Below are 24,098 nucleotides of genomic sequence, written 5' to 3'. Positions count from 1 at the left end.
AACCAACCCATGAGACAAGTATTTCAATCCAAGATAAATTCGAAACGGCGTTATGCCCAATCCTTAGGTATTCTTCTGCTGGTATCCTCGGTGGCGGCTGCGTGCTCGCCGCCCGGGGCACCTGCCGCTCCTGCAGCACAGCAGGGAGAAGCGCAGCAGAAACCGGTGAAGACGGGCAAGGTGGAGAAGCATCTGATCGCCGATCCGCGTGAGCAGCTGGCCGATGTAGTATCGAATGTGAAGCTGGATGTCATCACGAAGGCAGGCGGCCAAGTGACTGAGGTGCTGAAGAGCAAGGGAGCGGCTGTACGCGCCGGAGAGGTCCTCTTCCGGATCGACTCCCGTGACGCTGTCTCGCAGGTGCAGAAGAGCCAGGTGACCCTTACGAGTGCGGAGCAGACTCTGGAGAAGGCGCGGGAGGACCGTAAGAACGAGCGGACCGATCTGCTCAACGCGATTACGAAGGCGCAGCAGGCGCTCGACGATGCGAAGAAGAACCACAACAAAATGCTGAACGACTATGACAACGGTCTGGTGACCAAACGCCAGGTGGAGCAATCGGAGGAGACCGTGTCGAACGCCGAGCGTGATCTCGGCATTCAGAACGACAAGCTGCGTTCCCTGGATTCCACGAACTCGCTTGCGTCACAAGAGTCACAGCTCGAATCGAATCGTATAGCGATCGGTGATGCGCAGCGCGATCTCGAGAACTATGAGGTGAAAGCTCCGGCGGACGGCATCCTTACGGACTTTACCGTAGAGAAAGGCATGACGGTCGCCCAGAACTTCACGGCAGGCCAGGTGCAGAGCAGCGGGTCGGTCAAGTTCAAGACCGAGCTCACTGAATCGGCTTATGCGGCCGTGAAGAACAAGCAGGAGCTGACCTTCTATGTTCCGGGCCAGCCGGACAAGAAAGAGAAGGCGGCGATTACCTTCCTCAGCGGTGTGGTGAATGCCGAGACGAAAACCTACACGATGGAGCTGCAGGCAGTGAATCCGCAGGGCAGCTATGCGGCAGGCAGCCGTGTCCTGCTCGAGCTGACGGATGAAGCGCAAGAGACAGTAGTCTCCGTGCCTACGCTCAGCATCGTGCGTGACGGCTCCGACGCCTTCGTCTATGTCCTGAACGGAGACAAGGTCGAGAAGCGCGCCATCCAGACCGGCCGGGTGAAGGATGTGTACCAGGAAGTGCTCGGAGGACTTGCGGAAGGCGAGACCATCGTTACCTCCGGCCTGTCGCAGCTGAAGGACGGGCAGACCGTGAACACCGGTACGGCCGCAGCGGCCTCCGGGACACCTGCACCAGCTTCCACTGAAGCACCGGCAGCCTCCTCCGCCGAGAAGAAGTAGCAGCACACCACCGATTCAACCCAGATTCCAGACGCATCCAGTATGAATGGAGGATTCTCACATGAAAACATGGCATAAGATTGTTACCTCTGCTGTTCTGTCCACTGCGATCGCCGCCTCGGGCACATTCCCGGTATGGGGCGCGCAGGCCGCTGTCGCTGCAGCCGTAGAGTCAGCAGGCTACAGCCTGACCGGTTCGATCCAGGCGGAAGTGAAGAGCGCGGCTGTCAAAGCAGTGGAAGACGGAACCCAGGTCGCGGCGGTTGTCCGCCTGACGAATACATCCGCGAAGAAAACCCGCGTGCCGGAATACGAGCTGCGGGCGGTGACGAATGACGGAGTGGAGTACACTCTGGCATCCAGCGCAGCGAATGCCAAGTCGATCCAGTCCAAGGAAACCGTGGAGCTGGTCTATCTCTCCACGGTGGACGGCGGGGATTTCAATATCGCTTCACTGTCCTTCGTGGAAGTGGACGAGTATGTGTACCCGAGGCTAGAGACGGAGCTGCTCCGCATTCCCGTGAGCACCTCCGACGCAGGCCGCCCGGGTGCGGATACGCCAGCCAGTGCCTGGGGCAGCCCCTTCACCATTCCGTCGCTCTCTTCCAAGCTGACGTACACGCCGCAGGGCTGGTCCCAGCAGCTCAGCGAGGAAGGCCAGACTTACCTGGTGACCCTGCTGGTCGAGAATCCTACGGATAAGCGGGCTACGCTGCCGCAGTTCCGCATCGACGGGCTGACCGGCGGCAAGCAGTACTCCGGCGAGCGGACCAAGGAAGCGCCGGAGGCGCTGGAGCCGGGCGAGAAGGCGTATGTCCACTATGCAGTGAAGGTGGATAACGGGGTAGAGCCCGACGGACTGCTCATCGTCACTTCAGACGCCTATGGCGAAGGCACTGCCGCGGTGGGCTTCGATGTTCCCCGCTTGAAGCTGTCGCTTCCGGAGGTATCGGAGACGAAGCTGGCGGGCTTGCCGGAATACAAGAACGGGGCACCGATCTCCTTTGACCCGCTGAACCAGATCATCGGTGAGAATACGGAAGTGTCCCTGGTGGAACTGCACCGTCATGAGAACGCCGAGCAGGGCTACCAGACGGTCGTGGCTAAGTTTAAGCTGGTCAACCGCGGATCGAAGTCGGCAGTGCTGCCGTCCTTCCAAGCGGATCTGGCCACGTCTGCCGGGGCATCTTATACAGGAAGCCGCCAGAAGACGAGCGCGCTCACCCTTGAGCCGAATGTCGCTTCCGTCGTGACCTATTCCTTCAACGTGCCGAAGACGGAGAAGAGCGAGACCTTCGGCATCAAGCTCTCCGATGCGAAGTCGGCTGCGCCTTATGTCCAAGAAATCGCAATGATCAAGGCTCCTCTGCAGAAAGACGCAGAGGGCGGCACGACGTACAAGATGTACCCTTATGATGTGAAGCTCGGCTACTGGACACTGAACTCGCAGTTCAGCTCCACGACGCTGCAGTATTCCTACAAGCTGACGATGGATCTCGATTTCAGCGTAACGGATGATGTGATGGTCGATGCCGGCTTCTCCAAGCTGAAGTTCGAACTCACCGATACGGCAGGCCGGGTTGTAGCTTCCGAGACCCACGGGTTCACAGGCGAGAACCGTCTGCTGAGCGGACGCCAGACACTGACGTTCAGCAATCTGCAGACCGAACAGCTGCAGTACCCGCTGACGATCAACGTGTACGAGTCGGTCGAGACCGAGTCCGGCACGGCGAACCGTCTGCTCATGAAGCTGAAGCAGTAACGCCGCATTCGCTTGATATATCAAGACAGTCTCCGCCCCCGGCGGAGGCTGTTTTGTTTTTCATTCCATGAGGGAAGGGCAGTCGGTGGGAATCTCTGGCATTCCGCCGTTATTCTATAGCATGATCGCAGAGCTGTGCCCCGAGATCCGCGGAGAGGGGGATGATGCTTTTATGACCGGCAGCTCCAGGCCCGTCTCTTGGTGACTGCAGAGGATCGGTACGAATAGGATAAGGTATCCCTGCATAACGAAGGATGTGATACCCAGATGCCCTCCGAACTCAGGCTGACGGCCGTCGGAGACATTCTCATCTCCCATAAGATCATTGCTTCCACCGGTATATCTCGTACGGGACAACGAGACTTTGCCCCTCTGTTCCGGCATGCGGCCCCGATACTCCGCCTCGCGGATCTTACGATCGGCAACCTCGAAATACCGCTGGCCGGACCCGAGGAACGCTATACGCGGAAGTCGGAGGCAACCGGATTCTATACATTCAACGCGCCGGATGAACTGGCTCCCGCCCTGAAGGACGCAGGCTTCGATGTGCTCGTTACCGCGAACAACCATTGCCTCGACCGGGGGCTGGACGGACTGCGGCGGACCCTTGATGTGCTCGACAGCTGCGGACTGTCCCATACGGGCACTTACCGCACGGCGGAAGAAGCCTCCGTTCCCTTGATCCGGGAAGTGAACGGAATCCGGGTGGGCATGCTCGCCTATTCCAAAAGCACGAACAAGATTCCCATCCCGCCGGGGTATGACTGGTGCGTGGATCTTCTCGATGAAGACCGGATGCTAAGGGAGGTGAGAGCGCTGCGGCCCCTCTGCGATGTGCTCGTGGTTTGTCCGCATTGGGGACGCGAGTATACGCACCGCCCCGTGGAGGTGCAGCGGCGCTTGATGAGGCGGCTGCTGTCCGGCGGCGCTGACGTGGTGCTCGGATCCCATCCGCACGTGATCCAGCCGGCGCTGCGGACGCCGAAGCAGGCGGCATTGTATTCGCTCGGCAACTTCATCTCCCCGACGCTGATGAACAATCCGGCGACACGCAGCGGGTTGATCTTCTCGGCGCTTATCGTGAAGGAAGAGGATGGAACGGTATGGATCCGCGACACGGATTACGTGCCGACCTGGACCCGAAGGCTGGGGAAGGGACCGGCCATGCGCTACGAAGTGGTACCCGCGCTGCCGACTTGGGTATCGGCCGGCAAGCGCTACGGATTGAGCCGCCGGGAAGAGAGGGAGCTGGCCGGGGCAGCCCGCCATACGATGAAGGTGCTGCGGACTCCTGTGATGCCTCGAAGGGGCCGCAGGGACCAGGTATAGAAGTGGGCCGAAGGATACCGGAGGAAACAAGGGATGATCGATACGCGTAAAGCTCTGCCGCATTCCGCCGTGTGCTCGGTGGATGAGGCAGGGCTGCCGGGTTTGCGGCTTCAGTGCAAGGACGGGAAACAGGGAGTGGGCGTGGGGAGCGGGGAGACTTCGGGATGATGTTGTCCCGGTTGGAGCAAAATAAGAGGGAGAGTCAGGAAACCCGAGAATGTCAGGTGACCCGAGAATGTCAGTATGACCCTAAGCCGACCCTAAGCCATGAGCAGAGCCGAAGGTTAGACGGTAGAGAAAGCTCTAAGCCGGGTAATAATACATAAATATGGAACAAAGAAGCCGGGCGGTTTAAGCCGCCATGTCCCTAACCTTAAACAGGAGGTGCCATGATACCATGGACAATCCCATGAAGGACAAGCGCATTCCGATGACTTCAGTCCGGAGCGGCGAAGGTACGCAAGCGGCGGAAGATCTCTATGCCTATACCGTGCAGATCGTCAACGTCGTGTATGCCGGCGATCCGGACCGGCCGCAGGAGGGCTGGGTGCTGGTCGACACGGGGCTCCCTGGCTGCGCGGATGACCTGATCCAGCAGGCGGAAGCCCGCTTCGGTGCGGGAGCCCGTCCTAAGGCGATCCTGTTGACCCACGGGCACTTCGATCATGTCGGGGCCGTCGTGGAACTGGCGGAGCATTGGCAGGTGCCCGTATATGCCCACGAGGCGGAGCTCCCGTTCGTGACGGGCCGCTCCCGCTACCCGGATGCGGATCCCGGCGTCGAAGGCGGCCTGATCGCCAAAATTTCGGGCTGGTTCCCGAATGAGCCCGTGAATCTGGAGGGGCATGTCCATCGGCTGCCCGCGGACGGTTCGGTTCCCGGCATGCCGGGCTGGCGGTGGATCCACACCCCGGGCCACACGCCGGGCCATGTGGCCTTCTTCCGCGAGGCGGACCGCGCGCTGATCGCCGGAGATGCCTTCGTGAATGTCCGGCAGGACAAGCTCTACCAGGTGCTCACCCAGACGGAGCACCTCAGCGGACCGCCGAGATACTTTACGCCCGACTGGGCTTCCGCCCGGGATTCGGTCCGCAGGTTGGCGGCCCTGCAGCCGCGGACGGCCGTCACAGGGCATGGTGCGCCCCTCGCAGGGGAATCGTTCACGGCGGGGCTCGCGGAGCTCGCAGCCGAATTCGACCTCGTCGCCCTGCCGGACTACGGCCGCTATGTGGACGGGAAGCGCTGATGCCCGGCGGCGTAAGCGATGGCGCGGCATCTTCTGCCTCCGCCCGCTTGCCCGGGCTCACCATAGGTCAGGCCATCCAAGCCTTAGGGCGGATGGCCTGTTCTTGTTGTCTAAGTCAAGGGGGAACCCTACCGCTGTCCCTCTCGTCCATTAGGTAGGCCGGCTGGCGATTCACGGCCGGCCACACCCAGGGGAGAGGAAGAAGACTACGATGATCAAACACCGGATGGGAGCAGCTTTCCCATGGCTCTATGCTGTGCGCGTGCGGCAGCTGCAGTGGGAGCGGACCTGGTCCGACTGGCGCAGCGGTATCCGGTTTGCGGAAGAGCAGCGGAGCGGCCCGCTGCCCTGCCTGTCGGCGAAGCACCGTTCCGTGCTGCGCCGCAAGCTCGAAGGCACGGACCCGGCACTGCAGGAGAACAAGATCGCGAATCTGCGGCTCTGCCTGCCGCTGGTCGAGGGTCTGGTCCTCCGGCCGGGGGAGACATTCTCGTTCTGGAACCGGATCGGAAGGACGACGCCCCGCCGGGGATTCCGTGACGGACTCATGCTCTCGAGGGGCGAGGTGCGCAGCGGGCCGGGCGGCGGGCTGTGCCAGCTGGCCAACCTGCTTTTTTGGATGGCGCTGCATACCCCATTGACCGTTACCGAGCGTCATCACCACAGCTTCGACTTGTTCCCGGACGAGCGCCGCACCGTTCCGTTCGGCAGCGGGACGAGCGTCTTCTATAATTATTTGGACCTGCGCCTCTGCAACCAGACCGATCGGGATTATCAGTTCAAGCTGCGGCTCACGGAGGAGTATCTGACGGGAGAAGTGCGCAGCAGCGGGGAGGAATCGTGCTTGTACCGGGTAGAGGAGCGGGAGCACCGGTTCTTCGAGAAGGAGGGGCGACGGTACCGTACGAATGAAATTTGGCGTCTGGCGGTGGACCCGCAGGAAGGCAGGGTGCTCGGAGAGGAGCGGATCATGGCTAATCTGGCGGAAGTACGCTACCGGGCGTCCGATAGGGTATAGACCAATCTGCCATTCTGATGGGCTGGAGGAAGCCCCGTTCGATAGAGAGCCCCTTCCTTTCTTTCCGCAAATCCTTGTTGCCGCTGGTGACAGCTTGTGATAAGATGGCTGGAATTTACAGAGATGGAGGAGAAGTGCGATGAGCGGTGTGCGGCTGGTTGAGCCTTCCTGGGACCTGAGGGAAGCCTATGTATCTTTCTATGAAGAGTGGCTCCAGAGCGGGGAGCCTATGGTTCCTTGGGTACTCAAAAGGGATCCCTATGCGTACGGGGACATGCTGCAGTTCCTTGCGGATGGGGAGCGGCCGGAGCTTGCTGCGCCGAACTTCGTCCCCCACTCGACCTATTGGCTGCTGGACGAATCGGGCCGGGTGGCCGGAGCGGCGAACATCCGCCACAGTCTGAACGAGAAGCTGCTGAGGAGCGGCGGGCATATCGGCTATGGGATCCGTCCCTCGGACCGGGGCCGGGGCTATGCAACGAAGATGCTGGAGCTCTCGGTCGGCCGGGCCCGGGACCTTGGGATCGGCCGGGTGCTGGTGATCTGCGATAAGACGAACGGGGCATCCGAGAGGGTGATCTTGAAGAACGGCGGCAGCTTCGAGTCTGAGTATACAGAAGAGGACGGGAATGTCGTGCGCCGGTTCTGGATCGAAGCGTAAAGCACATGAGAGCCGCCCGGGCCCTGCGGTAATCGCTGCGGTTTGGTTCGCTGCTGGAAGAATGCCGGTATAATGGGGAGGGGAAAGGGGAGCTGTACCGCTCATGAAGCAGGGACTTTCGATCACATCATTAACCAAACAGCACAGCGAGACCGGGAAGGCGCTCTTCCGCGGTGTAAGCGCCGAGGCAGGGGCTGGGGAATCCGTAGCGCTGCTCGGCGGGTCCGGTCAGGGCAAGAGTACGCTGCTGCGCATACTGGCCTGGCTCGAGACGGCCGAGGAAGGACAGGTGGCTTATGGAGGCCGGACGCGCAGCGAGTGGAAGGCGGCGGACTGGCGCCGCCGGATCAGCTATGTGGCCCAGCAGCCCGTGATGCTGCCCGGCACGGTGGAGGATAACCTGCGGACGGTCTCCCGGCTGCACCGGACGGCGTTCGACGAGCCTCTGGCCCGGCGCTGTATGGAGGCGCTCGGGCTGGCCGGCCTGCCTTGGGCGAAGCCGGCGGCCGACCTGTCCGGCGGCGAGAAGCAGCGCACGGCGCTGGTGCGCTCGCTGCTGCTGCGGCCGGAGGTCCTGCTGCTCGACGAAGTGACGGCGTCGCTTGACCCCGGCAGCAGAGCGGCGGCGGAAGAGCTGCTGGCCGACTGGCGCGCGGAGCACGGCACCTGCCAGATCTGGGTGACGCACGATCTGCGGCAGGCGCGCCAAGCTTGCACTCGCGTGTGGCTGCTGGCGGACGGCGCCCTGCAGGAGGACCGGCCGGCTCAGGCGTTCTTTGAGAACCCCGCCACGGAAGAAGGACGCAGCTTCCTGGGCGGTGCGGACAAGGAGGAGGAGCCATGTCGGGCATAGCGCTGCTCTTCACGCTGGCCTTCGTCGGCGTGACGATGCTGATCTCCGTGTGGCAGAAGCTCGGTCTCGAGCGGGATATTGCGGTCGGAACCGTACGTTCGGCCCTCCAGCTGCTGCTGGTAGGTTACGTGCTGCAGTATGTGTTCGGTATGCAGCATCCGGCGCTTATCCTCCTGATCGTGGCCGTCATGATCGGCGTCGCCTCTTGGAATGCAGGCCAGCGGACGAAGGGGCTGCCGGGGATCCGTCGGCGGATTGCCTTGTCCCTGGCCGCAACGGAGCTGCTCACGGTCGGGCTGCTGACCGGCCTCGGGATTATCGAGCCGACGCCGCAGTATCTCATCCCGCTCAGCGGCATCACGATCGGCAGCGCGATGATCGTCTCCGGCCTCTACCTGAACCAGATGCGCCGCGAGCTGGAATCCTCGCGGGGTGAGATAGAGGCGCTGATGGCCCTCGGGGCGACGGAGAAGCAGGCGCTGCAGGATGCATTGAAGCGCTCGGTCCGATCCAGCATGATCCCTACGGTGGACGGAATGAAGACCGTCGGCCTGGTTCAGCTTCCGGGCATGATGACCGGAATGATTGTGGCCGGAGCCGATCCGGTCGAAGCGGTCCGCTACCAGATTCTGATCATGTTCGTCCTGGCGTCTTCAGCTGCGGTAACTTCCATGCTGCTCAGCCATGCGAGCTACAAGCTGTGGTTCGACCGCGAAGGTAGACTGCGCCGGAATCTTTAGGCTTGGACCGCCGTCAAGTTCATCTAAATTGTCATAAGATAGAAACGGCGGCAGACGAATTCCGGGCCGCCCTCCTGTATGGAATCTCCCCCGGCTAAGCACCATAGGGATATCCGATAAAGTAAAGGGGTATCTCTCATGAAGCGGAATTACACCAGAAGGGCCCTACTCGGCTGCAGTCTGTTCCTTGCTCTTACAGGCTGCAGCGGGGGGGATACAGGAGACGCCGGGAAGGGAGTAACCGCTAAGCAGTCCGGCATGGATGCCCGGCTGTTCGACCCTCATGTCACCGAGAGGGATGAGCTGCTGCATCAAGGCGATGCCGGAATCGGGCAGAAGCCTGCAGGCTACAGAGCCCGGCAGTCGGACACGGACGGAACCGCGCCGTACCGCATTCTGGAGGAGGGTCAGGGGATGAACCCGGTATGGCCCAATCCGGCGGTGGCTCCCCAGCAGGGCGGCTATACGGAGAATGTGCTGTCGGTGGCCGCGATGTACTTCGGCACGCCGTACGAATACAGATCGGACCGCTCCGACCCGGCCACCTTCGACTGCTCGGACTATACGCGGTGGTCCTATCTGTACGCGCTGGGCATGGACCTGCCGAAGGATTCCCGCAGTCAGGCCCGCTATGTGCAGGCACTCTCGAATCGGGTATATACCGACATCCGTCAGGCCCAGCGCGGCGATCTGCTGTTCTTCATAGGCTACCGCGGCGGACAGCCCGACGCCTACAGGGGCGCGGATAAGAGCATAGAGAACATCAGTCACGTAGGCCTGTATCTCGGGAACGGCAAGATGATCCATACCGCCTCGGCCCGGACGGGCGGCGTACGGATCGATGAAGTGAACGGCAATCATCTCGAATACCGTTTTGTCCTGGGCGGCTCGGTGCTTCAGCTACGGTAGATGCCGGCGCCTCCTCGGCAACACGTACCCACCAACGGCCTCGTTCCTTTGCGGAACGGGCTTTTTGGCGTGAGCCGCTTCTGCTGCTTGAAGTCCATGGGAATATAGGTTGTACGTACAATGCGATCGTTGGTATAATGGATCCTATGATGCAAGCGGAAAGTATAGGCGGGACAGAAGCAAGCAGAAGAGGTGTCAGTATGGAGAAGAACGGACTCCCCAAATATATGCAGCTCAAACAGCAGCTCTTGGGCCAAATCAAGGAGGGACGCCTGCAGCCGGGCGACCAGCTGCAGACGGAATTCGAGCTCTCGGACGCATTCAGCATGAGCCGGCAGACGGTGCGGCAGGCGATCGGAGAACTGGTACAGGAAGGCTGGCTGTATCGCGTCCAAGGCAAGGGGACCTTCGTAGCCGCAGCCGCAGCGCCCGCCAGGAAAGCGGAGGAGACGGAGAAAACGATCGGGATCATTACCACATACATTTCCGATTACATCTTCCCGCTGATCGTGCGCGGCGCAGAAGCCGAGCTGCGCAGCCGGGGCTACCGGCTCATGCTGTCCTCGACGGACAATGACAAGGAGAAAGAGCGGGAGAGCCTTGAGCTTATGATGAGCCACCCGCTCAGCGGCCTGATCATCGAGCCGACGAAGAGTGCGGCGGGCAATCCGAACCTGCATTATTATTTGTCGATGGGGATGTCGGACATCCCGTTCATTATGATCAACGAACGCTATCCCGAGATGGACTGCCCCTGTGTGAAGCTCGATGACGAGTTGGGCGGCTTCCTCGCGGCCGAGCACCTGATCGAGCTCGGGCACCGCCGGATCGTCGGTTTTTTCAAGACGGACGACCTTCAAGGGATCCAGCGGCTCAAGGGCTTCATCCGGGCGCACCGCGAGTACAAGGTGCCGCTGGACCCGGATGCCGTGGTCCGGTATTCGACGGAGGACAAGGAGCGGGGGCCGTTCGAAGCGGCCGAGGTGCTTCTCGCTTCGGTGGAGCGGCCGACGGCTTTCGTGTGTTACAACGACCAGCTGGCCGTGCAGCTGCTGGAGGCCGCGAGACAAGCGGGGCTGCGGGTGCCGCAGGACTTGTCGGTGATCGGGTTCGACGATTCTTCGCTGGCCACGGCTACGGAGGTGAAGCTGACCACGCTGACCCACCCTAAGACGGATATGGGCCTGGAGGCTGCGAGGCGGCTCATTAACCGGATCGAAGGGGGAGCCGGAGACCGGACGGAAGATGAGGCGTATGTGTACGAACCCCGGCTCGTGATCCGGTCATCGACGGGACCGGTGTAAGGAGCGGGGCAGCCCGGTTCAGCCATCAGAACAAGGACGATGTGCTTTTTTTCCCGTATCGCTGGGAAGAAAAAGCATATCGTCCTTTTTGGCCTAGGGAGCAGCTCGGCTCGTTCCCCCGGAGATACCGGGCAGTGAGGAGAAAAAAGATGTGGAAAATTTGTACGTACAAGTATATAATGAAGCCGAGAATATATGGTTTCGGAAAGGGGTTACGATACATTTGTTAGAACAATTGAAGCAGGAAGTGCTGGAAGCTAACCTGGATCTCCCTAAATATGGTCTGGTTACTTTTACTTGGGGCAACGTGAGCGGGATCGACCGCGACTCCGGCCTCGTCGTCATCAAGCCGAGCGGCGTGCCTTATGATGAACTCCGCGCAGATGATCTGGTCGTCCTCGATTTGGACGGCAAGGTGGTCGAAGGCAAGCTCAAACCGTCATCCGATACGCCGACCCATCTGGCTTTGTATAGAGCGTTCCCCACCATCGGCGGGATCGTGCACACGCACTCCCCTTGGGCTACAGCCTGGGCACAGGCCGGCCGCAGCCTGCCGGCTCTCGGTACGACCCATGCCGATTACTTCTACGGCGAAGTGCCCTGCACCCGCCCGATGACCCGCGAGGAGATTCAAGGGGCCTACGAGCTCGAGACCGGCAATGTTATCATCGAGACGTTCGAGGGCAAGGACCCGCTGCAGATTCCGAGTGTGCTCGTTCACTGTCACGCTCCGTTCTGCTGGGGCAAGGATGCGCACAATGCCGTTCACAATGCAGTCGTACTCGAAGAGACAGCGAAGATGGCGTTCCATACGTACCAGCTTAATCCGAATACCGTACCCATGGACCAGAACCTGCTCGACCGGCATTTCCTCAGAAAACACGGTGCGAACGCCTATTACGGACAATCTTAGAGGCTGATTTATCATGGCCATTAAATATGCAATCGGTGTTGACTACGGCACGGCATCCGGACGCGCGCTGCTCGTCAACCTCTCGACCGGCGAGGAAGTGGCGACGCATGTTACCCCTTACCCGCACGGCGTAATTGACGAAGTGCTCCCGGAATCCGCCGTGAAGCTGGAGTACGACTGGGCGCTTCAGCACCCTGCTGATTATATCGAAGTCCTGAAGCGTTCCGTACCGGCCGTTATGAAAGAGTCGGGCGTGGATCCTGCCGACGTGATCGGTCTCGGGATCGACTTCACCGCCTGCACGATGCTGCCGATTGACCAGGATGGTACACCGCTTTGTTTCAAGCCGGAGCTGAAGAACCTTCCGCACAGTTGGCCGAAGCTGTGGAAGCACCATGCCGCGCAGGATGAGGCGAACCTCATCAACGAAATCGCCGAGCAGCGGGGCGAAGCGTTCCTGCCGCGGTATGGCGGCAAGATCTCATCGGAGTGGATGATCGCGAAGGTATGGCAGACCCTGAACGAAGCTCCCGGCATCTATCAGCAGACGGACCGTTTCGTGGAAGCGACCGATTGGGTGATCGCCCAGATGACGGGAAGCCTGACGCGCAACTCCTGCGCAGCGGGCTACAAGTCGATCTGGCACAAGCAGGAAGGCTATCCGGGCAAGGAGTTCTTCAGTGCGCTGGACCCTCGCCTGACGAACCTGACCGAGACGAAGCTCCGCGGAGAAGTGCTGCCGCTCGGCACCAAAGCCGGCGAGCTGACGGCCGGGATGGCTGAGGCGATGGGCCTGCGCCCGGGGATCGCGGTCGCGGTCGGCAATGTCGACGCTCATGCCGCCGTTCCAGCCGTAGGGGTAGTGACGCCGGGCAAACTTGTTATGGCGATGGGCACGTCGATCTGTCACATGCTGCTCGGGTCCGAGGAGAAGCTCGTCGAAGGCATGTGCGGCGTCGTCGAAGACGGTATCATTCCAGGGTACCTCGGCTATGAAGCCGGCCAGTCCGCGGTGGGCGATATTTTCGCCTGGTATGTGGAGCAGGCCGTGCCGGCATATGTGCCCGAAGCGGCCCAAGCCGAAGGCATGTCCGTGCACGAATGGCTAGAGAAGCGGGCGGCGGCCTATCAGCCGGGTCAATCCGGTCTGCTCGCGCTCGACTGGTGGAACGGCAACCGTTCCGTCCTTGTCGACACGAACCTGACGGGGCTCATCCTCGGCTGTACGCTCTTGACGAAGCCGGAAGAGATCTACCGCGCTCTGCTTGAAGCGACTGCCTTCGGCACTCGCAGGATCGTCGATGCCTTCCACCAGAGCGGCGTGGAAGTCAACGAGCTGTATGCTTGCGGCGGGCTGCCTCAGCGCAACCGCCTGCTCATGCAGATCTACGCGGATGTGACGAACCGCGAGATCAAGATCGCGGCCTCGACGCAGACGCCTGCGCTAGGCGCGGCGATGTTCGGTGCTGTGGCGGCCGGGTCCGCGCAGGGCGGATACGATTCTATCGTCGATGCGGCTGCCGCCATGGCCCGTGTACGCGAGGAGACGTTCAAGCCGATTCCGGCGAACGTGGCGGTCTACGAGAAGCTGTACCAGGAATACGGCAAGCTTCACGATTACTTCGGCAGGGGCGGGAACGATGTCATGAAACGCCTCAAGGCGATCAAGGAAAGCGTTCGTTAATTCCTAGATGCGGATGACCGTCTGTTACCGATGACCTGAGTTCCATATGTACCGTAACAACCCCAAGCCGCCCTTCATTCCGAAGGGCGGCTTGGGGTTGTTAAGGGCTTGTCCAGGAGGGAGGAATGGGCCCTGCGTAAGGCCGGCTCGAAATAATCGCCGGGAATGCTCAGGAGTTTTTGCCTACTCCGAACGGTCTTTCTTGGAGCCTCCGTCACTGTCGAAGGTATGCTGGATGTTATCCATGGTGCCTTCCACAAAGTCGGCCAGCGGATCCGTAGCGGATTTGCTTAGCTCCTTCTTGGGGGCGTGGTTGCTCACAGGCATGTCCGACGTTTCGGTATCTTCTTCCAGGGAGCTGTATTGTTCCTGATCGCGTTTGCTCATGGGAGTCACCTCTTTGTGGGATAATTGTCTCCCTTACCATTACCCGATAAGTCAGTGGTCTATTCAAACGAACCGGGGGAACGGCCGTCCGGCTCCGTGAGCCGGACGGCTTCCATGGATTAGCCGCGGCCTCCGTGACCTCCGTGGCCATGATGGCCCGGGTGCCCGTGATGGCCTGGGTGCCCGTGATGGCCCATGTGCCCGTGATGGCCTGGGTGTCCGTGGTGGACTGGGTGCCCAAGATGTCCGTGATGCCCAGGATAAGGCCAATAGTGAGGATAAGGTACATAGTGGACATGAGGATGATACGGCGGATGTCCTTGCACATAAGGCTGGGTATAAGGAGTCATCGGGCCGTGGTAAGAACGGGTATTTTTGTTCAAGGTTGGTTGCTCCCTCCCGGATGGGGTTCGGTTTGAGTACATCATAGACTATGCCCGTGGGTGCGTCATGGAAGCTTATCCGGAAGAGTACGACGGGAATTGGGCCGTCATAGGGGCCTTGGGCGGAGGGCTTGATGCAGCCATTGTCCGCACTCCCGTCTGAACCTGGGCCGTCCTGCATGGACTCCGTCGTCTTAACCTGCGCTGTTCTGAATTGACTCCGTTTGAACCCCGTCCGGTCCAGCCGGAGACGGAGTCTGTCTGTTGGTTAGGACTTCGGCTTCACGACGACCTTACCTTTGTTTACCTCGGCGATCTGCTCCGGGGTATAGCCCTCGATCAGATTGCGGCCTCCCTTGCCGGTGAGGGTGATGCCCTGCTTCTCCATGACACTCTGCAGCCGCTTCATTTCCTCGGCGGGAATCGACGTGAGCTCATGCTTGCCGTCGATCTGTCCGAGGAGGGTGCCGATGACTTCACCCGCCTGCGCGGTATTCGGCTGAATCCGGGCGCTCCCATAGGCAACCGCCGAGGCGCCGACGTTCTTCCCTGCGGCGATCACGTTGCTGTAGCCCTTGTAGAGGAAGGAGCGCAGCGGCATTCCGTAGCGGTCCGGCTTGCCGATCTCCGTGCCCCAAGGATTGATCTTGGTGCCTTGAAGATCGAGGGCGTATCCGGCGACGGCGACGTTGTCCGGGAACATCGTGCCGCTGAACAGATCCGAAGCCTGCAGTACATACTCTGTCTCGTACCGGTCGTAATCGCGGATATACAGGTAGCGCGGATAGCCGCTCACCTCCGCATGCTCCCAGCCGGGCAGTTCTTTCCTCAGATGATCCCTCACCTTCACCGTTTCACTCATCCCCAGCTCATGAGCGGCCTTTACGCTCTGCGCATCCGCAGGATTCACACCGAAGACGAGCAGGGCATTGATCAGCGCTTCGCCGTCCCGCTGGTTCACCACATTCAAGCCCCGCAGGAATACATCCTTGGTGGTCGGCTTATAGCTCTTGCCGATATTGCCGAGTCCGTAGGCAAAATCTTTGGTTACATCGGTATTGCCCCCATATTGGGCATACCGTTTGTCTTTGGCGAGGTCGCCGACCTCCTTCTCGAACTTCTTCCAGTCGACCCCTTTGAATTTCATCATGACGGAGGAGGCCATGTAATCGTTCTGCTTGGCTGTGAAGACGGTCTCCATCCCGGGAATCCGCTGGAGGCCGAGACGGGAGGAGAGGGCGGCATGGTCCGTATTCTCCACCCAGTATTTCGCCGACACGGTCTTCTGCTCGCCACCGGCCGTCCGGTAAGTCATCGCCGTGATTTTGCTGGGAGCAGTGCCCCCCGGCTGGATCCGGTCGCTCGATGTGCCGGATTCATTAGCCTCCAGCGAGGTAAGGGTGATGCCGGATATAATCGTAATTCCTTCCGCCAAGTCAGCGAAGTAGGCTTCGTACTCGGGAAGCTTGCGGATCGTTCCCTTCTTGTACCCGTCGAACAATCCTTTCACCCGGCCCTGCAGCAGCGATTGGCCGCTCCGGTCGAACGGCTCGTCCAGATACAGCATCTCGCCCTGAAGCAGCTGGCCGCCGGGCTGTTCCCTCGGGTCCAGAACCAGGACGCTGAGGCCTTCGTCTGCTGCCGCCCGGGCGAGATACATGCCTTCGATCTCCGAACCGATGACAACGACATCGGGCTTGGATGGATCGAGAGGCTTCGGAGATTGGACCGCGGTGGTACCCGGCCGTCCCAAACAGGCGGTGAGCAGCAGAGCCCCCGCCATAAGAATGGATGAAAGTGCAACTGCCCTGCGTCTGCTCACTATACGACACTCCTGTTCTATGAATGGATCATAGTCATAGACCAGGTAAGGGGAAGAAAAGTTGCAAAAGAATGGGAATTATCGCTCGCATTCGTATCCGCTCCGGCCCGGATAGAGCCTGTCCACCGATTGGGCGTCAGGGACGGCGATGGGGGACTGCTGCTGCCAGGCAAGGCAGGGCGGGAGCGGGATCGCGACCGGGCACAGACAAGAGGAAGGCGGGACAACGCATCCGTCTATCCTTCGGCAGAAGCGGAGGGCCTGCGGTTCTCCGGGCTCCGGTACAGGTGGCGGATGCCTTTGCCGGCATAGAACTCGTCGGCATAGCGCGGGAGCACATGGAGATGGGCGTGGGACAGAGTCTGCCCGCCGACGGTGCCGCAGTTCCAGCCGATGTTATACCCGTCGGGCCGGTATGCTTCTTCCATATAGGCCTTCACCTGAAGCAGCAGGGGGTGTACCGCATTCCACTCCTCCGCGGTCAGGTCAAAGACGGATTCCCTGTGGGCCTTCGTAACGAGGACGCCGGCTCCCGGGATCTCTTGATTCTCGAGCTGCAGGAACATACAGAGCTCGTTCTCCAGAACAATACGCTGCTTGGGCTCCAGCCCGACGTGGCAGAATACGCAATCTTGCATTGAATGTCGCTCCTTAGTCCTGGCAGATTAGTATAAACGAATAGGATAAGGCAGCCCATTAAGGCCCCCAATCCATAACTATAGCATACCGCGGGGGCTGGCGCTTCTCATATTGAGTGTCATTCCGGGACACCCGCACGGCTTTCCCAATACACCAACCGCCTCTTCAGCCGTACCGGCACCGGCACGATGAAGATCACACCAAACAGCGGCTGAACTTCCGGAGAAGTCCTGCCGCTGTTTGGTGTGATCCGCGGGAAGCTGCACAGCTCCCTCCGGCGGGCTGGGGGTGTCTGTCGGCCAAGGCCTCACACCGGATACACAGAGCCGCGAAGTCCAAACGACGGATCATCCGGGTAGAGTTATTCCTTGTTGTATTCCTGCCATAACGTCTTCTCGCCGGATTTGGGGCAAGCGGGGAACTTCTCATCCTTCTTGAAGTTCTCCAGCGCGCCCTCCGTACACATATAGGGACCGGTTTCCGGCACGCTCTCGCCGGTCGGGTACTCCCGGTTGGATCCTGACATGACCAGCACCTCCTTTCGGTATGTCCTCTACTTAACCGGGAGAGACAAGCCTGAATCCCTCCGCAGCCTGAGGAAGAATAGCCGCGGCTTATCCGATAGATACTGATGCTGTGCAGCACAGGCTGCCCTCCGGCTCAATCGAAGGCGAACGCAAGCTGGATCGGCGCCTCGGATGCCGCCGTATCCGGATGCGGAGCAGGTGCCTGCTGTGGATCATGACGGAACGGGGTGATGCCATATTTCTCAAGCAGCGACTGCAGACGGGCCCGGATCTCCCGCCGGTACGTTACTGACGGATAGCCGGAGCCGTCGTACAGACGCGCATACCCGGACACGAGCCGGGGATAATGCTCCCGGAGGGTGCCGAAGAACCAGCTTTTTACCTCCTGGGTGCTAAGACGCAGGGGCGAGCCCATGAGGAAAGAGGCGTCGTGCTCTTGGCATCCCGCTACGACGGCCTCCAGCTCTTCATCCTGGTCGGTGAGGTAGGGGAGAATCGGCGCCAGGAAGATCCCGGCGGTCACACCTGCATCCCTCAGCCGGGCGAGGGCGGCGAGGCGCTTCACAGGGGAAGGCGTCATGGGCTCGAAGCTGCGCCATACCTCCCCATTCATCGTATTCAGCGAGATATTCACGGAACTGCCCGGCATTAGGCGGAGCAGGTCCAGGTCTCGCAGAATCAGCGGGGAACGCGTCGTAATGCTGACCGGAATGCCGTGCGAGGCCAAGACCTCAAGACATCGGCGGGTAAGCTTCTCGCGGGACTCGATCGGCTGGTAAGGATCGGTAGCCGTGCCGATAGCGATGCGTCCGGACAGCTTCTCGCGTCCGCCGCGAACGCGGAGCATCTTGTTCAGCTGGGTATCGAGCGTCTCGCCGGCGTTGGCTTTGTAGAGAATCTGATGCTGGAAAGCGTCGTCTGTTCCGAGCCCCAGGAAGGCATGTGTCGATCTGGCATAGCAGAAGCTGCAGCCGTGCTGGCAGCCGCGGTAAGGATTGATCGACCAATCGAATGGCATGGAGGGGGCTTTCACCGCATTCAGAATCTGTTTGGCTTGAAGCGGTTCGTAGGTGGTTTTCATTCTGAGGGATCAGCCTTCTTTCGTAAAGGGATAGGGGAACTGTAGGGTCAATATGGGAATATATGTTCGCATTGTTATGGATTCATTATACTAAGGAGGCTGGAAGTATGGCAAGAAGAAGAAGCAGAAGCCCGCTCGTGCCGGGAGCGGGTCAGGGACTCGACCAGTTGAAGGCGGAAGTCATGCGCCGGAAGGGCTATGCGGTCCAGGATGCCCGCCCGGATCTCGTCAAATACGAGGTGGCCCGCAGTCTCGGGATCCCTCTGCAGGGCAATGGCAGCAACCAGCATCTGACCACTGAGCAGGCCGGTAGAATCGGAGGGCCGATCGGGGGGAGCATGGTGCGGGAGATGATCCGTATGGCGCAGGAGCATCTGGCGAAGCAGTAGCGGAAGACTCATAAGAAGACGCATACCCATCAAGATAGACGGCTTCGACGTCCTTTGAGGACGCTGCGCGCGTTTATAAGAAATATAAGATTACAGGATCGGAGCCCCGGCGGGATTTAAATTCTTACTATATACAAAAAGGACCCGGCCGCGGCCGAGTCCTTCTCGCATTTACTGTCCCTGCTGTGCATCATACTCAGCGGCATATTCCGAGAGTGACTTAATTTTGCCGTGCGGGTGCTGGGTTTGCTTGCGGATTTTCCACTGGTTCTCCTCGCGGCGTTTCGAATGGCTCATCACACAACAGCTCCTTTGGCAGCAAAATGAGATGCCTTACTAGCATGCCGGAGGGCTGCGGATTTTATGACTCCCTAACGATTCCATTCAACAAAAAAAAAGGAGCGGCGGCTCCCTTTCCGGCGGGCGGGGAGGGGCGCTACTCTTTGCGGTCCAGATGCAGATCCTCCAGCGTATACCGGTGGTTCCACAAGTACTCCATATCGTAATCGATCGTATCTTTCCAGATGAATTCGAGCAGGCCGGCGGCAAAAGCGACGGTGACGGATGCGAACAGCATCAGCAACATGCCGAACTCCACGGCATGTTCCATAAGGCGCAGCTCCTTTCCTTCCGTTTGCTCCTATTCTATGAGCGCTTTCATAGAATAATGATGGACAGAAAGAAATTTAAGGCTGCAGGGTCCGGGTCATCCCGATGAGGATTCGCAGTCGGTCAGAATTTGGTTGAAGATCCTAGTAAGATGGTCTACATCTTCCTTGGGGAGCCGTCCGAAGAAGGATTCCACTACCAGCGTCCGGTGGCGATGAAGGGACTCCAGGATCTTCTGGCCTTTATCGGTAATCTCCATCATCACGACGCGGCGGTCTTCTTCCGAGCGGGTACGGGAGGCGAACCCTCCGGAGATCAGCTTGTCCGACAGGCTGGTTACGGCTCCGGAAGTGATGAAGAGCATTTCTGCGATTTGGGATACTTTCAGCGGTCCTTCGGAAGCCAGCTTCTCCAGAATCACAGCCTGGGATGCGGATACACCTTGTTCTTCGAACCGGGTCCAGCTCGAACGGATTTTGCGGAATAATTGGCGGAACGTATTATCCAGCTCATAGAGGTCTTGGCTGTCAGGCATCCTTAATCTTCCTTTCATGCGGTCATGCACATGCGCTGCAGGTCAGCGGCACGCAGCGGGTCTCAGTTATCTACGCAGCAGTCCGTCTTTGGTTTCAAAAAAGGATAAAAAACCTTCCAATCCGCGCGTATAACTTTAGCATGTCTGCTCATAGATTGGTTTATGTAGCAAAGCCGAGGAACCGCGGGGGAGGAAATGCGGTCATGAATCAACCGTATGCCGTACAGCCGCAGCCCGTGTTTCAAGTCGAGCCGTTGTCGTGCAGGCGCTCCAATCGATCGTAGGACGGAACCTGGTTCTTGAACCGCCGCGAGGCAGCCTGTCGGGACTGCTCCAGGATGTGAAGCCGGACCATGTCGCGCTTCAGGAAGCGGACGGGCGTCTGTTCGTGGCGATCTGCCATATCATCTGGATTATGCCGGTCGGCTAGGATGAGCGGGGCCGGGACCAAAAGCATGTTCTCGGTGCAGGCATTGGGAATTGAAACCGTAAGCGGCCATGTGCTGCGGCGGTTTCTTTTTTTGATGACGAAGGTATGGGTTAAGAAAATTATTTTTATTGAAATAACGGTTTCAATGAATTATATTTTCATTATAAGAGGGAAAAGGTGGAGATCCGGTGAGCAGATATATAGGTATCGATATCGGCGGGACGAATATGGTGTGCGGGTTGACGGACGAGGCGGGGGACGTGCTCCGCATGGTCAAAATCCCGACGGAGGCGGCAAGCGGGAGCAAGGAAGTCATTCGGCGTCTGGCGGAGGCCGTAAGCGGACTCATGACCCATTCGGGCGGTACGGTATCTGCCGTGGGCATCGGTCTGCCGGGGTTCGTGGATCACCGCCGGGGTATTTCGGAGCTGGCTGTGAATCTGGGGTGGAAGAGGGTTCCGCTGGCGGACGAGCTCCGGGAACATATCGGCGACATCCCGGTCTATCTGGATAACGATGTGCGCATGTACCTCTATGGGGAGGCCGTGGCCGGAGCCGGCAGGGGGTATACCCATGTGCTCGGGGTGACGATCGGCACAGGGATGAATTCGGCCCTGGTAGCGAACGGCGAACTGTACTATGGCGCCGGCGGCCGGGCAGGCGAGATCGGGCATGTACCGATGGCGGGTATCCCTTACCTGTGCAACTGCGGCATGACAGGCTGCCTCGAGACGGCCGTGTCGGCGAATGGCATTGCCCGCCAAGGTCGGGAAGCCGTCGCGCGCGGGGAGCGGTCCTTGCTGAAGGAATGGTTCCCTGAGGACGGAGGAGCGCGGCTCACGGCAGCGGATGTATCGCTGGCTTATGACAAGGGAGACGCGGTTGCGATCGCTATTATGAACCACACGGGCACGCTGCTGGGCCGCGGACTGGCCGCGGCGGTGACGCAGCTTGCGCCGCAGGCCCTCATTATCGGAGGCGGCGGAGCGCAGGCCGGGGAACGGCTGCTGGCCCCGATGCGGGAAGAATTGAAGCGCACCATCCTGCCGTTCTATTGGGAGCAGCTCACGATCAAGACGGCGCAGCGGCTTGAAGATGCCGGCGTAGTGGGAAGCGCACTATATGCCAAGGGCAGGGTGGAAGCGGAATCCCGGGTATCATAGCACACAAAAAGAAATGGAACCGTCACCCCCATGCGGCGTGCGGTTCCATTTCTTTTTGTGCTTCGTATCGTGCTTATGCAGTGCTTCTTGTTTGGTCGGTGTGGTTCGTTCGACGGGGATAACGCCTCGCCAGCTTCCCCGGAAGAGTTCAGGGCTGAGCCCTCCTTCTCTTACCCGTTTGCGGCGTTGTTTGGATGCTTTGCTATAGGCCATGGGTTGTGCCTCCTTGGAATGGGATTCATGTTATAGTATACCAGCTTCGGCCTCGCGTGCATACGGCAGCCGCGCGGAACTTCAGGGTTTGACAGTTTTGGGACAATCGGCTTCAAGGCGTTGTTCCCCAGGGTGCTTTCATGATACCCTTGTACGTATAGAAGCGGAGAGACGCCGTCACGGCGGAGATCTCTATCCGCGGCACGCTGCAGGAGGATGACACCCTTGACTTATGATACGATCTATTGGCTTATCCTGGGGGCCGGTTTTGTGCTGACCGGGATTGTGGGTGTGCTGTGCATGCTCCGGACCGAAAAGCTGCTCTTGTCTTTCCTGGCGGGTACCGCCGTCAATATAGCGATCACGGGCGCAGGCGTCTGGTGGTGGAGCTCAGTCTTCACGGGCGCCGAGCAGCAGTTCTCGCGGATGTTCGGCCTGTTCGGACTAGGCGTTTGTTTTGTGAACAATATTGTGCTGCTGTTCTTCGCACAGCTCATCATGAAGAGGAAGATCGGAGGCGATCCGCCCCCTGACCGCAACGATTACGAGGATTGATACGGAAGGGACGGAACCAAGAAGGCAGTAAGTTTGACAATGGGTCAATACTGTAACACAACTGTAATGTGTTATTCATCCGCTATTAATGAAACCGGGATATAATTACAGATGACCCCCTTTTTAATATATATATCCCTTGATAATCCGCGATCCGCTGTGATTGCGGGTTCTTTTTTGTCCTTTGGGAGAGAGGGGCGGGCGGGTGCAAACCAAAAAACGGAGGCTTCCCGTTGTCGGGTGAGCCTCCGTGCGGTATGGTGCAGGTTTGGAAGAGATTAGAAACGGGCGGCGACTTCAGCGGCTTTCTGGAAGCCTTCGGCTTTGATCTCCGCAGCGCGGTCAGGGAACTGGTTGTGGCCTTCGACCACGACCGTCTCGATTTGGCTGATGCCGAAGAAGCCCATGATCGTCTGTACATATTTCAGGCTCATCTCAATGGCTGCAGCCGGACCTTCCGAGTATACGCCGCCGCGCGCGTTAAGCAGGGCGACCTTCTTGTCGCCGAGCAGGCCTTGCGGACCTTGAGCGGTGTATTTGAACGTTTTGCCGGCTTGGCAGAGGTAGTGCAGGTAAGTGATCAGCTGAGCCGGAACCGTGAAGTTCCAGAGCGGGAACGCGAATACGATCTTGTCGGCCGCCAGGAATTGGTCGAGGTAAGCATTCGCCGTACCTGCGGCTTGTTGTTCCTCCGCCGTCAGCTCGAAGCCTTGGGAGCTCTTGTACAGGCCGTTCAGCGTGTTCGTATCGTAATAAGGCAGTTCCACGTTGAACAAGTTGAGCTCAGTGATGCTGTCCCCCGGGTTCGCCGCTTTGTAGCTTGCGAGGAAAGCGTCATAGAGCTGCACGGACACGGCTTGGTCAGCCGGACGGCCGTTGGCGAGAATGAACAGAACGTTAGACATGAAGAATAGCCTCCTTGGTATGTACATAATGAATTAATAACTTACTTTATGTAAGTATATTATGATATAAACTTACGAAAGTCAAGTAAATAATTTGAATGGATATCCGGAATTTGCATAGGGTGCCTACCGAGGTGAAAAGATAAGATGGAGAGACTTGGAGCGGGAGCGGGGCCTGCTGTCAGGCGAATCGAAGAATCTAGAAGCAGGGGTGGGATTGGCGCATGGCGGCAATTCGGCATGCCGAGTGCAAAAGAGCGGTGGAGCGCAGCGACCGGCTCTGCGCAGATGTGGAAGTACAGCTCGAAGGAGAGACACAGGCGATTGTGGTGCTGTTCAACGAGTCCGAGGAAGGCGAGTACAAGTTGGAGACGATCCTGAAGAATGATGCGGATCCTGCCATCGACTGGTACGATAACGATCTGCATGCCGCCTATGTGGATGTGACCGATGAGCTGTTCGAAGGTCAGGGAGGAGCCGGCATAGGATCCAAAGAATCCTTGGAGCAGGGAATTCTGGCCTTCCCCGGCGTCCGGGAGTCGATCCGATCGAAACTTGCCGAAGCCAAAGCACAGAAGAAGCAGGAACTGCAGGTGTAACGGGTGGAGAGGAACGGCTCGGCTCGGTGCGAAGCAAGGCTCCTGCCGGTCTTTTCGTTCCATACTTCTTGCTCCATAAACACAAACAAACA

The 24,098-nt window shown here is 59.4% G+C and carries 28 protein-coding genes; 18 read left to right on the top strand and 10 right to left on the bottom strand.

Annotated elements, in window-relative coordinates:
- The first annotated feature begins 9 nt into the window (after window positions 1-9).
- The 13 genes from O9H32_RS01535 to O9H32_RS01475 all read left to right on the top strand — a co-directional run bounded on the left by O9H32_RS01535 (window position 10) and on the right by O9H32_RS01475 (window position 13,769).
- Window positions 10-1,350 carry an efflux RND transporter periplasmic adaptor subunit gene (locus O9H32_RS01535; protein WP_269863957.1) on the top strand — a complete coding sequence of 447 codons (1,341 nt, stop codon included), beginning with the start codon at window positions 10-12 and terminating at the stop codon, window positions 1,348-1,350.
- Between the two features lie 61 nt (window positions 1,351-1,411).
- On the top strand, window positions 1,412-3,112 hold the full coding sequence (locus O9H32_RS01530) for a hypothetical protein (protein WP_269863956.1): 1,701 nt from the start codon (window positions 1,412-1,414) through the stop codon (window positions 3,110-3,112).
- Between the two features lie 267 nt (window positions 3,113-3,379).
- Window positions 3,380-4,441, top strand: a complete 1,062-nt coding sequence (locus O9H32_RS01525) for a CapA family protein (RefSeq protein WP_269863955.1) — start codon at window positions 3,380-3,382, stop codon at window positions 4,439-4,441.
- A gap of 33 nt (window positions 4,442-4,474) precedes the next feature.
- Complete coding sequence (locus O9H32_RS01520; RefSeq protein WP_269863954.1) at window positions 4,475-4,609, top strand: hypothetical protein; 135 nt, start codon at window positions 4,475-4,477, stop codon at window positions 4,607-4,609.
- Between the two features lie 229 nt (window positions 4,610-4,838).
- Complete coding sequence (locus tag O9H32_RS01515; RefSeq protein WP_269863953.1) at window positions 4,839-5,687, top strand: MBL fold metallo-hydrolase; 849 nt, start codon at window positions 4,839-4,841, stop codon at window positions 5,685-5,687.
- Window positions 5,688-5,898: 211 nt separating this feature from the next.
- Window positions 5,899-6,705 (top strand): VanW family protein, encoded by an 807-nt coding sequence (locus tag O9H32_RS01510; protein ID WP_269863952.1) that lies wholly within the window; start codon window positions 5,899-5,901, stop codon window positions 6,703-6,705.
- Between the two features lie 139 nt (window positions 6,706-6,844).
- Window positions 6,845-7,366 (top strand): GNAT family N-acetyltransferase, encoded by a 522-nt coding sequence (locus O9H32_RS01505; RefSeq protein ID WP_269863951.1) that lies wholly within the window; start codon window positions 6,845-6,847, stop codon window positions 7,364-7,366.
- Window positions 7,367-7,469: 103 nt separating this feature from the next.
- Window positions 7,470-8,219, top strand: a complete 750-nt coding sequence (locus O9H32_RS01500) for an ABC transporter ATP-binding protein (protein WP_269863950.1) — start codon at window positions 7,470-7,472, stop codon at window positions 8,217-8,219.
- Complete coding sequence (locus O9H32_RS01495) at window positions 8,207-8,959, top strand: ABC transporter permease (RefSeq protein WP_269863949.1); 753 nt, start codon at window positions 8,207-8,209, stop codon at window positions 8,957-8,959. The genes O9H32_RS01500 and O9H32_RS01495 overlap by 13 nt, the downstream gene beginning before the upstream one ends.
- Window positions 8,960-9,097: 138 nt before the next feature.
- Window positions 9,098-9,868 (top strand): C40 family peptidase, encoded by a 771-nt coding sequence (locus tag O9H32_RS01490; RefSeq protein ID WP_269863948.1) that lies wholly within the window; start codon window positions 9,098-9,100, stop codon window positions 9,866-9,868.
- Between the two features lie 200 nt (window positions 9,869-10,068).
- Entirely contained in the window at window positions 10,069-11,172 is a 1,104-nt protein-coding gene (locus tag O9H32_RS01485) for a GntR family transcriptional regulator (protein WP_269863947.1), read from the top strand.
- A gap of 223 nt (window positions 11,173-11,395) precedes the next feature.
- Window positions 11,396-12,085 carry an L-ribulose-5-phosphate 4-epimerase gene (araD, locus tag O9H32_RS01480; protein WP_269863946.1) on the top strand — a complete coding sequence of 230 codons (690 nt, stop codon included), beginning with the start codon at window positions 11,396-11,398 and terminating at the stop codon, window positions 12,083-12,085.
- A 13-nt stretch (window positions 12,086-12,098) separates the two neighbouring features.
- Window positions 12,099-13,769: a ribulokinase gene (locus O9H32_RS01475; RefSeq protein WP_269863945.1), complete on the top strand. Its 1,671-nt coding sequence runs from the start codon at window positions 12,099-12,101 to the stop codon at window positions 13,767-13,769.
- A 183-nt stretch (window positions 13,770-13,952) separates the two neighbouring features.
- Here the strand turns inward: O9H32_RS01475 and O9H32_RS01470 are convergent, their stop codons facing one another.
- From O9H32_RS01470 to O9H32_RS01450, 5 genes are all read right to left on the bottom strand, one after another.
- Entirely contained in the window at window positions 13,953-14,156 is a 204-nt protein-coding gene (locus tag O9H32_RS01470; protein ID WP_269863944.1) for a hypothetical protein, read from the bottom strand.
- Between the two features lie 651 nt (window positions 14,157-14,807).
- Window positions 14,808-16,361, bottom strand: coding sequence for an FAD-dependent oxidoreductase (locus O9H32_RS01465; RefSeq protein ID WP_269863943.1), 1,554 nt, complete (start codon window positions 16,359-16,361; stop codon window positions 14,808-14,810).
- A gap of 236 nt (window positions 16,362-16,597) precedes the next feature.
- Window positions 16,598-16,999: an HIT family protein gene (locus O9H32_RS01460; protein WP_269863942.1), complete on the bottom strand. Its 402-nt coding sequence runs from the start codon at window positions 16,997-16,999 to the stop codon at window positions 16,598-16,600.
- 362 nt (window positions 17,000-17,361) lie between these two features.
- Entirely contained in the window at window positions 17,362-17,526 is a 165-nt protein-coding gene (locus O9H32_RS01455) for a hypothetical protein (RefSeq protein WP_269863941.1), read from the bottom strand.
- Between the two features lie 134 nt (window positions 17,527-17,660).
- Window positions 17,661-18,608 carry an SPL family radical SAM protein gene (locus O9H32_RS01450; protein ID WP_269863940.1) on the bottom strand — a complete coding sequence of 316 codons (948 nt, stop codon included), beginning with the start codon at window positions 18,606-18,608 and terminating at the stop codon, window positions 17,661-17,663.
- A gap of 107 nt (window positions 18,609-18,715) precedes the next feature.
- Here O9H32_RS01450 and O9H32_RS01445 point away from each other — a divergent pair, with 107 nt between their 5' ends.
- Complete coding sequence (locus O9H32_RS01445; protein WP_269863939.1) at window positions 18,716-18,997, top strand: alpha/beta-type small acid-soluble spore protein; 282 nt, start codon at window positions 18,716-18,718, stop codon at window positions 18,995-18,997.
- 171 nt (window positions 18,998-19,168) lie between these two features.
- Here O9H32_RS01445 and O9H32_RS01440 read toward each other — a convergent pair whose 3' ends face one another.
- From O9H32_RS01440 to O9H32_RS01430, 3 genes are all read right to left on the bottom strand, one after another.
- The gene (locus O9H32_RS01440) at window positions 19,169-19,294 is read right to left on the bottom strand and encodes a DUF6254 family protein (protein WP_269863938.1); all 126 of its coding nucleotides are present in this window, start codon (window positions 19,292-19,294) and stop codon (window positions 19,169-19,171) included.
- Window positions 19,295-19,433: 139 nt separating this feature from the next.
- On the bottom strand, window positions 19,434-19,607 hold the full coding sequence (locus O9H32_RS01435) for a hypothetical protein (protein ID WP_269863937.1): 174 nt from the start codon (window positions 19,605-19,607) through the stop codon (window positions 19,434-19,436).
- Window positions 19,608-19,703: 96 nt separating this feature from the next.
- Window positions 19,704-20,141 (bottom strand): MarR family winged helix-turn-helix transcriptional regulator, encoded by a 438-nt coding sequence (locus O9H32_RS01430; protein ID WP_269863936.1) that lies wholly within the window; start codon window positions 20,139-20,141, stop codon window positions 19,704-19,706.
- Between the two features lie 259 nt (window positions 20,142-20,400).
- Here O9H32_RS01430 and O9H32_RS01425 point away from each other — a divergent pair, with 259 nt between their 5' ends.
- On the top strand, window positions 20,401-20,571 hold the full coding sequence (locus O9H32_RS01425) for a DUF2642 domain-containing protein (protein ID WP_269863935.1): 171 nt from the start codon (window positions 20,401-20,403) through the stop codon (window positions 20,569-20,571).
- A 188-nt stretch (window positions 20,572-20,759) separates the two neighbouring features.
- A complete protein-coding gene (locus O9H32_RS01420; RefSeq protein ID WP_269863934.1) occupies window positions 20,760-21,734 on the top strand; it encodes an ROK family protein in 975 nt (324 codons plus the stop codon).
- On the opposite strand, the gene O9H32_RS01415 is transcribed toward O9H32_RS01420, so the two are convergent.
- Complete coding sequence (locus tag O9H32_RS01415; RefSeq protein WP_269863933.1) at window positions 21,729-21,947, bottom strand: hypothetical protein; 219 nt, start codon at window positions 21,945-21,947, stop codon at window positions 21,729-21,731. The two genes, O9H32_RS01420 and O9H32_RS01415, sit on opposite strands and share 6 nt — an antisense overlap.
- A 225-nt stretch (window positions 21,948-22,172) precedes the next feature.
- Here O9H32_RS01415 and O9H32_RS01410 point away from each other — a divergent pair, with 225 nt between their 5' ends.
- Entirely contained in the window at window positions 22,173-22,502 is a 330-nt protein-coding gene (locus O9H32_RS01410; RefSeq protein WP_269863932.1) for a hypothetical protein, read from the top strand.
- A gap of 278 nt (window positions 22,503-22,780) precedes the next feature.
- Here the strand turns inward: O9H32_RS01410 and O9H32_RS01405 are convergent, their stop codons facing one another.
- Window positions 22,781-23,407 (bottom strand): FMN-dependent NADH-azoreductase, encoded by a 627-nt coding sequence (locus O9H32_RS01405; protein ID WP_269863931.1) that lies wholly within the window; start codon window positions 23,405-23,407, stop codon window positions 22,781-22,783.
- A gap of 224 nt (window positions 23,408-23,631) precedes the next feature.
- Between O9H32_RS01405 and O9H32_RS01400 the strand changes: the two genes are divergently transcribed.
- Window positions 23,632-24,006: a hypothetical protein gene (locus tag O9H32_RS01400; RefSeq protein WP_269863930.1), complete on the top strand. Its 375-nt coding sequence runs from the start codon at window positions 23,632-23,634 to the stop codon at window positions 24,004-24,006.
- Window positions 24,007-24,098: the final 92 nt, after the last annotated feature.

This window comes from Paenibacillus caseinilyticus, from assembly GCF_027533645.1.
In the GTDB taxonomy this organism is placed as follows: Bacteria; Bacillota; Bacilli; order Paenibacillales; family NBRC-103111; genus Paenibacillus_G; species Paenibacillus_G caseinilyticus.
This window is presented reverse-complemented; position numbering and strand designations above follow the sequence as displayed.

What these genes read in the sequence shown, in the direction of transcription:
- O9H32_RS01535 (WP_269863957.1), top strand. Translation starts at nt 10, where the DNA reads ATGAGACAAGTATTTCAATCCAAGATAAATTCGAAACGGCGTTATGCC.
- O9H32_RS01530 (WP_269863956.1), top strand. Translation starts at nt 1,412, where the DNA reads ATGAAAACATGGCATAAGATTGTTACCTCTGCTGTTCTGTCCACTGCG.
- O9H32_RS01525 (WP_269863955.1), top strand. Translation starts at nt 3,380, where the DNA reads ATGCCCTCCGAACTCAGGCTGACGGCCGTCGGAGACATTCTCATCTCC.
- O9H32_RS01520 (WP_269863954.1), top strand. Translation starts at nt 4,475, where the DNA reads ATGATCGATACGCGTAAAGCTCTGCCGCATTCCGCCGTGTGCTCGGTG.
- O9H32_RS01515 (WP_269863953.1), top strand. Translation starts at nt 4,839, where the DNA reads ATGGACAATCCCATGAAGGACAAGCGCATTCCGATGACTTCAGTCCGG.
- O9H32_RS01510 (WP_269863952.1), top strand. Translation starts at nt 5,899, where the DNA reads ATGATCAAACACCGGATGGGAGCAGCTTTCCCATGGCTCTATGCTGTG.
- O9H32_RS01505 (WP_269863951.1), top strand. Translation starts at nt 6,845, where the DNA reads ATGAGCGGTGTGCGGCTGGTTGAGCCTTCCTGGGACCTGAGGGAAGCC.
- O9H32_RS01500 (WP_269863950.1), top strand. Translation starts at nt 7,470, where the DNA reads ATGAAGCAGGGACTTTCGATCACATCATTAACCAAACAGCACAGCGAG.
- O9H32_RS01495 (WP_269863949.1), top strand. Translation starts at nt 8,207, where the DNA reads ATGTCGGGCATAGCGCTGCTCTTCACGCTGGCCTTCGTCGGCGTGACG.
- O9H32_RS01490 (WP_269863948.1), top strand. Translation starts at nt 9,098, where the DNA reads ATGAAGCGGAATTACACCAGAAGGGCCCTACTCGGCTGCAGTCTGTTC.
- O9H32_RS01485 (WP_269863947.1), top strand. Translation starts at nt 10,069, where the DNA reads ATGGAGAAGAACGGACTCCCCAAATATATGCAGCTCAAACAGCAGCTC.
- O9H32_RS01475 (WP_269863945.1), top strand. Translation starts at nt 12,099, where the DNA reads ATGGCCATTAAATATGCAATCGGTGTTGACTACGGCACGGCATCCGGA.
- O9H32_RS01470 (WP_269863944.1), bottom strand. Translation starts at nt 14,156, where the DNA reads ATGAGCAAACGCGATCAGGAACAATACAGCTCCCTGGAAGAAGATACC.
- O9H32_RS01460 (WP_269863942.1), bottom strand. Translation starts at nt 16,999, where the DNA reads ATGCAAGATTGCGTATTCTGCCACGTCGGGCTGGAGCCCAAGCAGCGT.
- O9H32_RS01455 (WP_269863941.1), bottom strand. Translation starts at nt 17,526, where the DNA reads ATGTCAGGATCCAACCGGGAGTACCCGACCGGCGAGAGCGTGCCGGAA.
- O9H32_RS01450 (WP_269863940.1), bottom strand. Translation starts at nt 18,608, where the DNA reads ATGAAAACCACCTACGAACCGCTTCAAGCCAAACAGATTCTGAATGCG.
- O9H32_RS01445 (WP_269863939.1), top strand. Translation starts at nt 18,716, where the DNA reads ATGGCAAGAAGAAGAAGCAGAAGCCCGCTCGTGCCGGGAGCGGGTCAG.
- O9H32_RS01440 (WP_269863938.1), bottom strand. Translation starts at nt 19,294, where the DNA reads ATGAGCCATTCGAAACGCCGCGAGGAGAACCAGTGGAAAATCCGCAAG.
- O9H32_RS01435 (WP_269863937.1), bottom strand. Translation starts at nt 19,607, where the DNA reads ATGGAACATGCCGTGGAGTTCGGCATGTTGCTGATGCTGTTCGCATCC.
- O9H32_RS01430 (WP_269863936.1), bottom strand. Translation starts at nt 20,141, where the DNA reads ATGCCTGACAGCCAAGACCTCTATGAGCTGGATAATACGTTCCGCCAA.
- O9H32_RS01415 (WP_269863933.1), bottom strand. Translation starts at nt 21,947, where the DNA reads ATGGCCTATAGCAAAGCATCCAAACAACGCCGCAAACGGGTAAGAGAA.
- O9H32_RS01405 (WP_269863931.1), bottom strand. Translation starts at nt 23,407, where the DNA reads ATGTCTAACGTTCTGTTCATTCTCGCCAACGGCCGTCCGGCTGACCAA.
- O9H32_RS01400 (WP_269863930.1), top strand. Translation starts at nt 23,632, where the DNA reads ATGGCGGCAATTCGGCATGCCGAGTGCAAAAGAGCGGTGGAGCGCAGC.